Below are 12672 nucleotides of genomic sequence, written 5' to 3'. Positions count from 1 at the left end.
CTGGTGCGTCCGTCCGGGCGCGGGTGTCCACTGGAAGGGACGGGCCACCTGTCCGAACCCTCGGGCGGGACGGCCTTCCCCGGAGTGCCTGACCGGCGGACAAGAGGAGCGGGTATGAGCGAGACCGCAGCGACCACCGTCCACGAGGCCTACGCCTTCGCCTGCATGCGGTGCGGGCACGGCTGGGAGCAGTCCTACGAGATAGAGCACCACGTGGACGTCCACGGCCATGAGTTCGTCGTCTACACGGCCGACGGTGAGCGTGTGCCGTCCCCGCTCTCCACGCCCACCTGCGCCAACTGCGGCGGACACGTGGTGCGCATCATGCGGGCCGGCCGGGTGGCCGGTGCGCAGCAGCTCCTGCACACCCCGAGGACCACGAAGCGGGACGCCGAGAAGGTCCCGGCCGCCCGCTCCGCCGACCGCCACTGGCGGCTGTCGGACCTGCTGCACCCGTTCCACCGCAGGTGACACGGGTGGTGTGAGCCGGGCCCGGCCCACCGGTGCCGCGCCTCCCCGCGTGAGGACCCGGTCCTCGTACGCCGGTGCACCGGGCCCTCGTAGAGTCGTCCGCATGAGCCGTACCGAAGCCCCGCCGCTGCCCGAACCCCTCCGGGTCCCGGTCGCCGACTCCCACACCCACCTGGACATGCAGGACGCCACCGTCGGGGAGGCCCTCGCCCGGGCCGCCGCGGTGAACGTCACGACGGTGGTCCAGGTGGGCTGCGACGTGGCCGGCTCCCGCTGGGCCGCCGAGACCGCCGCCGCACACGCGGCCGTCCACGCCTCGGTCGCCCTCCACCCGAACGAGGCACCGCGCATCGTCCACGGCGACCCGGAGGGCACCGCACGGCAGGGGGCCCGCGAGCCGGGCGGCAAGGCGGCGCTGGACGACGCGCTGGCCGAGATCGACGCGCTGGCCGCCCTCGACCACGTGCGCGGCGTCGGCGAGACGGGCCTCGACTTCTTCCGTACGGGCCCCGAGGGCGTCGCCGCCCAGGAGGAGTCGTTCCGGGCCCACATCGAGATCGCCAAACGGCACGGCAAGGCCCTGGTCATCCACGACCGGGACGCGCACGCGGACGTCCTGCGGGTCCTGGCGGACGCGGGCCCGCCCGAGCGGACCGTGTTCCACTGCTACTCAGGCGACGCCGACATGGCCGAGGTCTGCGCGCGGGCGGGGTACTTCATGTCCTTCGCGGGCAACGTGACCTTCAAGAACGCCCAGCCCCTGCGCGACGCGCTCGCCGTGGCCCCCACCGAGCTGGTCCTCGTCGAGACGGACGCGCCGTTCCTCACCCCCGCCCCGTACCGCGGACGGCCCAACGCCCCGTACCTCATCCCGGTCACGCTCCGTGCGATGGCCGAGGTGAAGGGGCTGGACGAGGACACGCTGGCCGCCGCGATCTACGACAACACGGCACGCGCGTTCGACTTCTGAGCCGGGTCGCGCACGCTGCGTAGCCGTGTCGCTTTGGAGAGTCACCGCAGCTCCGCTATCGTCCCCGCGCACGACGGGGGCGGCAGCAGGCGGATCTTCGGGAGCGGCGTGAGCACTTCGCAGGGCAGTCACCGGGCGGCGCGCGGCGGACGGCGTACGGCACTGGCGCCGCCGCCCCCCGCTCCGGTGCCGGTGCCCTTCCCCGGCCCCTTCCGCGAGGCCTTTCCCGGGGCCTTCCACGACGCGTTCCACGAGCGGCTGACCGTGGCCGACGGCGTCCTCGCAGAAGGTCTCGCAGCGCCGGGCGCCCACGCTCCGACCGTGGTCGACACCCCGCTCGCCGGGCCGCCGCCCGTGGTGCCCGGCCCGCGCCCCACCCGCGCCGACGCCCGTCGGGCCGCGAAACGCCGCCGTACGTTCGCGGGGAACCCCGACACCCTCCGCCGCCTCGTCCCGCAGGCCCTCGTCGTCGCCTTCCTGGCCGGGGGCACCACCGCGTTCGTCGCCCACGACAAGGCGATCCGGCTGGACGTCGACGGCACACCCCGCACCCTGCACACCTTCGCCGACGACGTCACCGAGCTGCTGGCGGACGAGGGCGTCACCGTCGGCGCCCACGACCGCATCTCCCCGGCCCCCGGCACCGAACTGGACCACGGCGACGAGGTCACTGTCCGCTACGGCCGCCCCGTCGACCTCACCCTCGACGGCCACCACCGCCGGGTCTGGACGACCGCCGACACCGTGGACGGGGCCCTGCGCGAGTTCGGGGTCCGCGCCGAGGGGGCGTACCTCTCCGCCTCCCGCTCCACCCGGATCGCCCGCACCGGCCTGACCCTCACCGTCCGCACCGAACGCACCGTGACCTTCATGGCCGACGGCCAGGAGCGCACCCTGCGCACCAACGCCGCCACCGTCCACGAGGCCCTCGCCCAGGCGGGCATCACCCTGCACGGCCAGGACACCACCTCCGTCGACCCCGGAAGCTTCCCGCGCGACGGGCAGACGGTCTCCGTGCTGCGGATCACCGACACCCGCGAGGTGCACGAGGAGAGCGTCCCGTACGCCGTCGAACGGAGCGAGGACCCCGAGCTGTTCCGGGGTACCGAGGTCGTGGAGCGGGCCGGGCGCAACGGCGTACGCCGGGTCACGTACGCCGTCCGGACCGTCAACGGCGTACGGCAGAAGCCCCGCAGGACGGGCGAGGAGCTGGTCCACCTGCCGGTCAGCCGCGTCGTGCGCACCGGCACCCGGCAGCGGCCCGCCTCCGTCGCCGGGGCGGAGGGGCTGAACTGGTCCGCGCTCGCCGCCTGCGAGTCCGGCGGGCGGCCGGGGGCGGTGGACCCGAGCGGGACGTACGGCGGGCTGTACCAGTTCGACACCCAGACCTGGCAGTCCCTCGGCGGCAGCGGGCGGCCGCAGGACGCGCCCGCCGCCGAGCAGACGCACCGGGCGAAGAAGCTCTACGTACAGCGGGGGGCGAGTCCGTGGCCGCACTGCGGCCGTAGGCTTACCGGGTGAGCAGCACAGAGCCCGACGCCCTCCTGGGCCCCGCAGACATCCGCGACCTGGCAGCGAAGCTGGGCGTACGCCCGACCAAGCAGCGCGGTCAGAACTTCGTCATCGACGCCAACACGGTCCGCCGCATCGTGCGCACCGCCGAGGTCCGCCCGGACGACACCGTCGTCGAGGTCGGCCCCGGGCTCGGCTCGCTGACCCTGGCGCTGCTGGAGGCGGCGGACCGGGTGATCGCGGTGGAGATCGACGACGTGCTCGCGGCCGCGCTGCCCGCCACGGTCCAGGCCCGGCTGCCGGAGCGCGCCGACCGGTTCGCCCTGGTCCACTCCGACGCGATGCTGGTCACCGAGCTGCCGGGCCCCGCGCCCACCGCGCTCGTCGCCAACCTCCCGTACAACGTCGCCGTGCCCGTCCTGCTCACCATGCTGGAGCGCTTCCCCAGCATCGAGAGGACCCTCGTCATGGTCCAGGCCGAGGTCGCCGACCGGCTGGCCGCCCGCCCGGGCAACAAGGTCTACGGCGTGCCGTCGGTGAAGGCCAACTGGTACGCGGAGGTCAAGCGCGCCGGGTCCATCGGCCGCAACGTCTTCTGGCCCGCCCCGAACGTCGACTCCGGCCTCGTCTCGCTCGTCCGCCGCACGGAGCCCATCGCCACCACCGCGACCCGCGCCGAGGTCTTCGCGGTCGTGGACGCGGCCTTCGCCCAGCGCCGCAAGACGCTGCGCGCCGCTCTGTCCGGCTGGGCCGGCTCCGCGCCCGCCGCCGAAGCCGCGCTGGTCGCCGCCGGGGTCTCACCGCAGGCGCGCGGGGAGGCGCTGACGGTGGAGGAGTTCGCGGCGATCGCGGAGAACAAGCCGGAGGCGGCCCTGTGAGTACAACCGTCACCGCCCGCGTCCCCGCCAAGGTCAACGTCCAGCTCGCCGTGGGCGCCGCCCGCCCCGACGGCTTCCACGACCTGGCCAACGTCTTCCTCGCCGTCGGCCTGTACGACGAGGTCACCGCCACCCCCGCCGACGAGCTGCGCATCACCTGCTCCGGCCCGGACGCCGCCCAGGTGCCCCTGGACCGGACGAACCTCGCCGCCCGGGCCGCCCTCGCGCTGGCCGAGCGGTACGGCATCGAACCCGCCGTCCACCTCCACATCGCCAAGGACATCCCGGTCGCGGGCGGCATGGCGGGCGGCAGCGCCGACGGGGCGGCCGCCCTGGTCGCGTGCGACGCCCTGTGGGGGACGGGCGCGAGCCGTGACGAGCTGCTGGCCATCTGCGCGGAGCTGGGCAGCGATGTGCCGTTCAGCCTGGTCGGCGGGGCCGCGCTCGGCACCGGACGCGGCGAGAAGCTGACCCCGATCGAGGTGGGCGGGGCCTTCCACTGGGTCTTCGCGGTGGCGGACGGCGGGCTGTCGACGCCTGCGGTGTACGGGGAGTTCGACCGGCTCACGGCCGAGGCGGACGTCCCCGTGCCGACCGCATCGCCCGCGCTGCTGGCCGCCCTGCGCTCCGGCGACTCCGGCGCACTCGCGGACGCCCTGAGCAACGACCTCCAGCCCGCCGCGCTCTCCCTGCGTCCCTCCCTCGCCGACACCCTGTCCGCCGGCACGGAGGCGGGGGCGCTGGCCGCCCTGGTCTCCGGGTCGGGGCCGACGACGGCGTTCCTGGTGGAGGGCGAGGCGGCGGCCTTCAAGGTGGCCGACGCGCTGCTGGCGTCGGGGACCTGCCGGAACGCGCGGGTGGCGCCGGCTCCCGCGCGGGGCGCGCACGTGGTGGGGGCGTAAGCCCCTGCGGGAGCGGGCGGGTCAGCGGCCCGTCGAACCGTCGATGAGTTCGCGCAGGATGTCCGCGTGACCGGCGTGGCGGCCGGTCTCCTCGATCATGTGGGCGAGCGCCCACCGCACGCTGGGCGCGGGCTTCCCCAGCCCTGACCCTGCCTCCGGCCGGGGGAGTGGCGCGGCCAGGTCGGTGCACCTGTCGAGGACGGTGTTCGCGCTCTCGACCGCCGTACGGTAGCGGGCGACGACCTCGGCCACGCTGTCCGTCGGCGCGGCCGAGAACGTGGCCTGCCAGTCGGTGACCTGGTCCCCGAGGAAGATCGCGCGTTCGACGTACGTGAGGTGGTGGAGCAGGCCGAGCAGGTTCGTCCCCGAGCGCACGGCGGCGGTGCGGACCTCCGGCTCCGGGGCGCCCTCGACCTTCGCGGCGACCGAGGTCCGCAGGTAGTCGAGGAACCCGCGCAGGGTCTCGGCCTCGCTGCCGCCGGTCCGGGGCGGCGGGGTGTCACGGCGGCGGTCACGGGTGGCCATGGCGGGTCTCCTTCGCGTTCGCGGGACGTACGTGGCCCGGCACCGGTCAGGCGGCGGCGGTGCGGCGGATGACGAGGACGTGGTCGGTGACCTCGGCGGTGGTGCCGTCCGGGCCGGTCGCCGTCCGGCGGGGCGCGTCGGCCCGCTCCACCGTCCAGGCCGCCGGGTCGAGGGCAAGGCCGTCTGCGACCTCCTGCGGGCTCGGGTAGTACGCGTCGGGGTCCTGGTTCCACGACCAGGGTGCGGTCGAACCGTGGTCGACGACCAGCAGCCGCCCGTCCGGCCGCAGCGCGTGGGCGGCCCGGCGCAGGACGGCCGCCCGGTCCAGGGCGTACGGGGTGTGCAGATAGTGGGCGGTGACCAGGTCGAACCCGCCCTCGGGGCGCTCCGGGCCCTCCGGGAAGGACGCGCCCAGATCGTGCCGCTCGGCGGTGACGCGGTCGCCGAGGCCGAGCGAGCGGGCCAGGGTGGTGAGCCTCTCGACCGCCACGGCCGAGACGTCGACGGCGGTGACGCGCCACCCCCGGCGCGCGAGCCACAGCGTGTCGCCGCCCTCGCCGCAGCCCAGCTCCAGCGCATCGCCGGGCGGCAGGTCGGCGACCGTCTCGGTGAGCCGGACGTTCGGCTGCGGGTCGGTGGCCACGGGCCGGGCGGCGTAGATGCCGTCCCAGGAGGTGCGGGCGTCGGTCGCGGCGGACGTGTCGGTCGTGCCGGCGGTGTCAGTCGTGTCGGGGGTGTTCATCGGGCGGGCTCCTTCTGCCGGGATGCGCTGCCGCGTACACGGATGCACGCGTACACGCGCCGTCGGGTGCCCGCCCAGTGTTGTCAGGCCCGCCGGGATCCGCACGAGAACTTGCCGTTCCGGCAAACCGCCGGGGAGTGGCCGCTCAGGACGTGGAGGCCGGGTCGTTCTTCTCGTACAGGTAGCCGTGGAAGCTGGTCGTGCAGTCGCTGAAGTCCTTCGCGAGCCTGACGGTGACCGTGGTGGCGGCCGGGAGCGGGTCGCCGGGGCGGGGGCTGGTGTCGCAGATGTACCAACTGCCGTGGTCCCGGGAGAGGGTGACGTCCTTGTGCTGGGCGGCGGCCGTCAGGCGCGCGGGGGAGAGGCCCCGGCGGGTGAACTCCGCCCGCGCCTGTTCGTACGTCTTGCTGTGCAGGGCGGGCATGACCGGGTCGGACACGACCGGGTCGGGCGTGGGCGTGGGAGCCGGGGGAGGGGTGGGGGTCAGGGCATCCGTGGGGGCGGCCGAAGCGGTGGCCGTGGGGGCGGCCGTGGCCGGGGCTGTTGTGGTCGCGACGGTGGCGGGCGCGGTGGCCGGGGTGTCGTCGTCGGCCGGTGTGCCGTCCGAGCATCCGGCCAGGGCGAGCACGCCGACGAGGGTCAAGGGGGCGAGGCGGCGAGGGATCCGCACCATGCTGGTACTCCGGTCTCTCGGTGACGGCGGCGGGCGAACGGCCCGGCAGGGCTGCGGGTGGCTTTTGTCGTTGTTCACACGGCAAGCGCGGACCTGTTCGGATCTGCTACGCGGTACGAAGAACGTCTGCCCGGATCTCCCCCGCGGTACGCGGAAGGGCCGCCCGGACCTCCGCACCTCCGGCCGCCATCCCGCGTACTCAGAGGGCGAATTGAGTACCCGTACCCTGCCGCCGCACCCCCGTCCACCGCGAACGTATGCGCATGGGATCACCAGTTCGCGTACTCGCCGAGGCCACCCCCGACACCCGGGACCGCTACGTCGACCTGCTGCGCGTCGCCTCGCTCGGCGCGGTCGTGCTCGGGCACTGGATGATGGCGGCGGTCACCCCGGACGGGGTCGGCAACCTGCTCGCCGTCGTCCCCGCGCTCCAGCCGCTGACCTGGCTGCTCCAGGTCATGCCGGTGTTCTTCTTCGTGGGCGGGTTCGCGCACGCGCTGTCGTACCGCTCCCTGCTCCGTAAACGCCCCGAGGGCTCCACCGACTCCGTCTACGCGGCGTTCCTGCGGGCCCGGCTCCAGCGGCTGCTGCGCCCCACCATGGTCTTCGTCCTCGTCTGGGGCGTCGCCGCGCTCCTCATCCAACTGCTGGGCGGGGGCGGCGGGCTGACCGGGGTCATGCTGCGGCTGGTGACCCAGCCGCTCTGGTTCATCGGGATCTACCTGGCGATGGTGGCGTTCACGCCGCCGCTGCTGAGGCTGCACGAGCGGTACGGCTGGGGCGCGTTCGCCGGGCTCGCGGGTGCGGCGGCGGCCGTGGACGTGCTGCGGTTCGCGGGCGGAGTCCCGTACGTCGAGTTCCTGAACTTCGCCTTCGTCTGGCTCGCGGTCCACCAGCTCGGCTTCCTGCGCGCCGACGGCCGCCTCGGCGTCGGCCCGGGCCTCGCCGCACTCCGCCGCCCCGCGCTGCTCGCCGGGGCCGGACTGATCGGCGCCGTTGCCCTGGTGGCGGCCGGGCCCTACCCGCTCTCCATGGTCGGGATGCCCGGCGAGAAGGTCAGCAACATGGCCCCGCCCACCCTCGCCCTGCTCTGCCACGGCCTCTGGCTGGTCGGCGCGGTCGAATTGCTCCGCGCCCCCGCCGCCCGCCTCCTGGCCCGCCCCCGCGCCTGGCGCACGGTGGTGGCGGCCAACGGGGTGGCGATGACCGCGTTCCTCTGGCACCTCACGGCGATGCTCGGGGTGTACGGGGCGATGCTCGCCCTGGACGTGCCGCTCCCCGAACCCGCAACGGCCGCCTGGTGGGCCCAGACCCCGCTCCGGCTGGCCGCGGCCGCCGCGCTCACCGCCGCCCTGGTCGCCGCCTTCCGCACCTTCGAACGCCCGGCGCCCACGGCCCCCGGCACCGGCTCCGGCCCCCTCGCCGCCCTGGGCGTGACGCTCTGCCTGCTCGGCGTGCTCGGCCTCTCCATGGTCGGCCTGGCCGGTCTGCTGGAGGGCCGCACCGCCCTGCTGATCGCCGTCCCGGTCTCGGCCCCGGCCGCCGTCGCGATGACGCTGTGCGGCTGGCTCCTGGTGGAGCGGGCGGGGCGGGGGCCTCGGTGCGGCAGGGGTCAGCGGACGTAGTGGTAGCGGCAGGCCGCGACACGTACCTCGTCGTCGACCACCTTGTAGATGAGCCGGTGCTCATCGGTGATGCGCCGGGACCAGTACCCGTGAAAGCCGTGCTTCAGAGGTTCCGGCTTGCCCATTCCTTCGTTGCCGTTCCGGGCGATGTCCTGGAGCAGTGTGTTGATCCTCTTGAGGATCTTGCGATCCTGGTTCTGCCACCAGACGTAGTCGTCCCACGGCGACTGGTCCCACACGAACTTCACTCCGCGAGCTCCCGCACCGTGCCGCCGCCGTTCTCCAAGCGGTCGATCGAAGCCAGCAGCCGACGGGCGTTCTCCGGGCTCCGGAGCTGGTACGCGGTCTCCTTGAGGGACTCGTACTCGTCCAGCGCCACTATCACCACGGGCTCGTGGCCGGCGCGTGTGACCACGACCTCCTCGCGGTCGTCCACGACCGCGCTCAGGGTCTCCGCGTACTTCGCCCGCGATTCGGTGTAGGTCATCGTCCGCATGTGATGCTCCCTGTACGTCATTCTGTACGTACAGGAAACTGTACGCTGGTCGATGCGTGGTGCCAAGGCCGTGCCATCGAGCCCCCTCCGCCGCCGTACCCTGGGAAGGTCGATCAACCCCCCGGACAGGAGTGAAATGGCCGTCAATCTGGTCAATGTCGAGCAGGTCAGCAAGGTGTACGGCACCCGTGCCCTGCTCGACGGCGTATCCCTCGGGGTCTCCGAGGGCGACCGGATCGGTGTCGTGGGCCGCAACGGCGACGGCAAGACGACCCTCATCCGGATGCTCGCCAAGCTGGAGGACGCGGACACCGGCCGTGTCACCCACAACGGCGGGCTGCGGCTCGGGGTGCTCACCCAGCACGACTCCCTGGACCCGGAGAAGACCATCCGCCAGGAGGTCATCGGCGATCTCGCCGACCACGAGTGGGCGGGCAGCGCCAAGATCCGGGACGTGCTCACCGGGCTCTTCGGGGGCCTCGCCCTCCCCGGCTTCGAGCACGGACTCGACACCGTCATCGCGCCGCTCTCCGGCGGTGAGCGCCGCCGTATCGCGCTGGCGAAGCTCCTCATCGACGAGCAGGACCTGATCGTCCTCGACGAGCCCACCAACCACCTCGACGTCGAGGGCATCTCCTGGCTCGCCGGACACCTCCGCGCCCGGCGCTCGGCCCTCGTCTGCGTCACCCACGACCGGTGGTTCCTCGACCAGGTCTGCACCCGCATGTGGGACGTGCAGCGCGGCACCGTCCACGAGTACGAGGGCGGCTACAGCGACTACGTCTTCGCCCGCGCCGAGCGTGAGCGGATCGCCGCCACCGAGGAGTCCAAGCGGCAGAACCTCATGCGCAAGGAGCTGGCCTGGCTGCGCCGCGGCGCCCCCGCCCGCACCTCCAAGCCGCGCTACCGCATCGAGGCGGCCAACGAGCTCATCGCCGACGTGCCGCCCCCGCGCGACACCAGCGAGCTGATGAAGTTCGCCAACGCCCGTCTCGGCAAGACCGTCTTCGAGCTGGAGGACGTCACCGTCCAGGCCGGGCCCAAGACCCTGCTCACCCACCTCACCTGGCAGCTCGGCCCCGGCGACCGCGTCGGCCTGGTCGGCGTCAACGGCGCGGGCAAGACCTCGCTGCTGCGCGCCCTGGCCGAGGCCGCCCGTACGCAGGGCGACGAGCAGCCCGCCGCCGGGAAGATCGTCGTCGGCAGGACCGTCAAGCTCGCCTACCTCTCCCAGGAGGTCTCCGAGCTCAACCCGAACCTCCGCGTCCTGGAGGCCGTCCAGCAGGTCCGCGACCGGGTCGACCTCGGCAAGGGCCGCGAGATGACGGCGGGGCAGCTCTGCGAGCAGTTCGGCTTCACCAAGGAGAAGCAGTGGACGCCGGTCGGCGACCTCTCCGGCGGTGAGCGCCGTCGGCTCCAGATCCTGCGGCTGCTGATGGACGAGCCCAACGTCCTCTTCCTCGACGAGCCCACCAACGACCTGGACATCGAGACCCTCACCCAGCTGGAGGACCTCCTCGACAGCTGGCCCGGATCGATGATCGTGATCTCCCACGACCGGTTCTTCATCGAGAGGACCACGGACAAGGTCATGGCGCTCCTCGGCGACCGCGCCCTGCGGATGCTGCCGCGCGGCATCGACGAGTACCTGGAGCGCAGGCAGCGCATGGAGGAGGAGGCCACCCCCTCCGCCGCCCCCGCCCCCTCGCGCGGCTCCTCCGCCGCCCCGGCCGCCCCCGCCGTCTCCGCGCAGGAGGCCCGCGCCGCGAAGAAGGAGCTCCAGAAGGTCGAGAGGCAACTCGACAAGCTCTCCACCCGGGAGACCGCGCTGCACAAGCAGATCGCGGAGAACGCCACCGACTTCGAGAAGGTCGCCAAACTCGACGCCGAGCTCCGCGAACTCGTCACCGAGCGCGACGAGCTGGAAATGCGCTGGCTGGAGCTGGCCGAGGACGCCTGAGGCCGGCCGGGCCGAGGAGCAGCCGGGCCGAGCACGCCAGGGAGCGGCCCGGCCGATCACGTAGGTCCGTACGAGGGGGAGACGTACCGATGTCACAGCCGCCCGGCCCGCCGGGGCAGCCACCGCACCACCACGGCCAGGGGGAGGGGGACCCGGGCGTCTTCGGCGCACCCTTCGAGCCGCAGCCCGGGGTGTACGGGGAGCCCGCGCCGGATCCCGCGTACGGGTACGGCTACCCGCCGCCTTCCGGCGGCGGCCGCAAGGCCCGGAGGCGTACGGCCGGAATCGTCGCAGCCGTGCTCGCCGGGGTCCTCGTGATCGGTGCCGGGGTCTGGTACGCCACCGGGGACGGCGGCAGCGGCGACGGCAAGGCGCCCGTCGCCGAGGGGAGCGGGAGCGCCGCCCCCGAGCAGACCGGCGACACCCCGCCCGGGCGGACCCACACCCCCGCCCCGGCCCCCGCCGAACTCAACGCCGCACGCAAGGACGGCGAGGACAAGGTCCTCTGGGTCCAGGGGAACACCGTCGACCTGCCGGGCCGAGGGGCCCCGCAGTTCGGGCCCTGGTTCGCCGGGGACATCGTCGCCAAGGCCATGCAGCGCACGGTGTCGGGCTACTCGGCCGCCGACGGGACGCAGGAGTGGAGCCTCGACCTCCGGTACCGGGTCTGTGCGGCGCCCACCCTGCCCGGCCCGGACGGGAAGATCGTCGTCGCGCTGGAGACCGGGCCGCCGGACGCGGCGGTGTGCGACCGGCTCCAGATGATCGACCTGCGGACCGGAGAGGCGGGCTGGGAAACCAGGTTCAAGCGGGCGGGCGTCTGGGACGGGCTCTCGGACGTCGCCATGGCCGTCAACGGTGACGTGGTGACCGTCGGCCGGACCAGCCGCACCGAGGCCTACCGGATCGGCGACGGCAAGCTCCTCTGGGACAGACTGCCCGGCAACTGCCAGCCGTACGGCTTCGCCTCCGGCGCCGTCCCCCTCGCCGCCACCAGCTGCCAGACCTCGGCGGACGACCACGCCATCCAGCACGTACGGCGCATCGACCCGGCCACCGGCAAGGAGCTGTGGGCCTTCCCGGTCAAGAAGGGCTACAAGGTCGACCAGTTCTACTCGACCGACCCGCCGGTCATCTCCTTCCGCCAGGGCCAGGAGAAGTGGGCGATCGTCATCCTCAACACCGACGGCACCTACCGCTCCCAGCTGATCGCCGATGAGGGGGTCGACTACGAGACCCGCTGCGGCGGGGAGCTGCGCGTCCTCAACCCGAACCTCGACAACTGCCTGGGCGTCGCGGCCGACGCGAGCACGCTCTACCTGGCGACCAAGCCCGTCGTGAAGCGGAAGACCGACCCCACCAACGCCGTCGTCGCCTTCGACCTCACCACCGGCAGGTCCAGGTGGAAGGCCCAGGCGCCGGCCGAGCAGGTCCTGCTGCCGCTGCGGGTCGAGGGCGGCAAGGTGCTGATGTACCTCCAGGCGATGAAGGGCTACGGCCGGAGCAAGGGCGGCGGCATCTACGCCCTCCCGCCCACCGGCGGCGCCCTGCGGCCCGTCCTGCGCCACCCGGAATCGGCGAGCGGGATCGAGAGCACCTTCGCCGGCGCGGAGGTCTCCTACTCCGGCGGGCGCACGGTGCTCATGCAGCCGTTCATCAGCGGGGGCGACGACGAGCAGGAGAAGGACATCGTGTCGATGCTCGTCTTCGGTGACTGACCGTCACCTTCCGCCGGTCGTAACGAGGGCATCACAACGCGGTTCTCCCTTGGGAACAGGGGGTGGTCCGATCCGGTGTTCGACGGCAGGTGGGTGGTACAAAGAAGCCCCGCCCGACTGTCGTGACACCGCGGAAGCCATGCCCGATTCGCTCCTTTCCGAGGGGAATTGAACCCTCCCGGAATCGCGGGGGAGACCGG

At 73.4% G+C, this 12672-nt stretch carries 13 protein-coding genes; 8 read left to right on the top strand and 5 right to left on the bottom strand.

What is annotated here, in order from left to right:
- Positions 1-114: 114 nt before the first annotated feature.
- The 5 genes from GTY67_RS12605 to GTY67_RS12585 all read left to right on the top strand — a co-directional run bounded on the left by GTY67_RS12605 (position 115) and on the right by GTY67_RS12585 (position 4733).
- Entirely contained in the window at positions 115-471 is a 357-nt protein-coding gene (locus GTY67_RS12605; RefSeq protein ID WP_161278699.1) for a hypothetical protein, read from the top strand.
- A gap of 103 nt (positions 472-574) precedes the next feature.
- A complete protein-coding gene (locus GTY67_RS12600) occupies positions 575-1441 on the top strand; it encodes a TatD family hydrolase (protein WP_161278698.1) in 867 nt (288 codons plus the stop codon).
- A 354-nt stretch (positions 1442-1795) separates the two neighbouring features.
- Positions 1796-2962, top strand: coding sequence for a ubiquitin-like domain-containing protein (locus tag GTY67_RS12595; protein WP_343238748.1), 1167 nt, complete (start codon positions 1796-1798; stop codon positions 2960-2962).
- A complete protein-coding gene (gene rsmA / locus GTY67_RS12590; RefSeq protein ID WP_093685812.1) occupies positions 2959-3831 on the top strand; it encodes a 16S rRNA (adenine(1518)-N(6)/adenine(1519)-N(6))-dimethyltransferase RsmA in 873 nt (290 codons plus the stop codon). The genes GTY67_RS12595 and rsmA overlap by 4 nt, the downstream gene beginning before the upstream one ends.
- The gene (locus tag GTY67_RS12585; protein WP_161278697.1) at positions 3828-4733 is read left to right on the top strand and encodes a 4-(cytidine 5'-diphospho)-2-C-methyl-D-erythritol kinase; all 906 of its coding nucleotides are present in this window, start codon (positions 3828-3830) and stop codon (positions 4731-4733) included. The genes rsmA and GTY67_RS12585 overlap by 4 nt, the downstream gene beginning before the upstream one ends.
- Before the next feature lie 21 nt (positions 4734-4754).
- Here GTY67_RS12585 and GTY67_RS12580 read toward each other — a convergent pair whose 3' ends face one another.
- The 3 genes from GTY67_RS12580 to GTY67_RS12570 form a co-directional block, all read right to left on the bottom strand.
- Positions 4755-5258 (bottom strand): DinB family protein, encoded by a 504-nt coding sequence (locus GTY67_RS12580; protein WP_093685810.1) that lies wholly within the window; start codon positions 5256-5258, stop codon positions 4755-4757.
- A 46-nt stretch (positions 5259-5304) separates the two neighbouring features.
- The gene (locus GTY67_RS12575; RefSeq protein WP_161278696.1) at positions 5305-6000 is read right to left on the bottom strand and encodes a class I SAM-dependent methyltransferase; all 696 of its coding nucleotides are present in this window, start codon (positions 5998-6000) and stop codon (positions 5305-5307) included.
- 145 nt (positions 6001-6145) lie between these two features.
- A complete protein-coding gene (locus GTY67_RS12570; RefSeq protein ID WP_202461417.1) occupies positions 6146-6673 on the bottom strand; it encodes a PASTA domain-containing protein in 528 nt (175 codons plus the stop codon).
- 263 nt (positions 6674-6936) lie between these two features.
- Between GTY67_RS12570 and GTY67_RS12565 the strand changes: the two genes are divergently transcribed.
- Entirely contained in the window at positions 6937-8298 is a 1362-nt protein-coding gene (locus GTY67_RS12565) for an acyltransferase (protein ID WP_161278695.1), read from the top strand.
- Here GTY67_RS12565 and GTY67_RS12560 read toward each other — a convergent pair.
- The gene (locus GTY67_RS12560) at positions 8286-8546 is read right to left on the bottom strand and encodes a Txe/YoeB family addiction module toxin (protein ID WP_093685806.1); all 261 of its coding nucleotides are present in this window, start codon (positions 8544-8546) and stop codon (positions 8286-8288) included. The genes GTY67_RS12565 and GTY67_RS12560 overlap by 13 nt on opposite strands.
- A complete protein-coding gene (locus tag GTY67_RS12555; protein WP_050358889.1) occupies positions 8543-8794 on the bottom strand; it encodes a type II toxin-antitoxin system prevent-host-death family antitoxin in 252 nt (83 codons plus the stop codon). Before GTY67_RS12555 ends, GTY67_RS12560 begins: the two co-directional genes overlap by 4 nt.
- Before the next feature lie 136 nt (positions 8795-8930).
- On the opposite strand from GTY67_RS12555, the gene GTY67_RS12550 reads away from it, so the two are divergent.
- Entirely contained in the window at positions 8931-10754 is a 1824-nt protein-coding gene (locus GTY67_RS12550) for an ABC-F family ATP-binding cassette domain-containing protein (RefSeq protein ID WP_093685805.1), read from the top strand.
- A gap of 89 nt (positions 10755-10843) precedes the next feature.
- A complete protein-coding gene (locus tag GTY67_RS12545) occupies positions 10844-12472 on the top strand; it encodes a PQQ-binding-like beta-propeller repeat protein (RefSeq protein ID WP_161278694.1) in 1629 nt (542 codons plus the stop codon).
- The last annotated feature ends 200 nt before the right edge of the window (positions 12473-12672 follow it).

The sequence above is a fragment of the Streptomyces sp. SID8374 genome, from assembly GCF_009865135.1.
Classification (GTDB): Bacteria; Actinomycetota; Actinomycetes; order Streptomycetales; family Streptomycetaceae; genus Streptomyces.
This window is presented reverse-complemented; position numbering and strand designations above follow the sequence as displayed.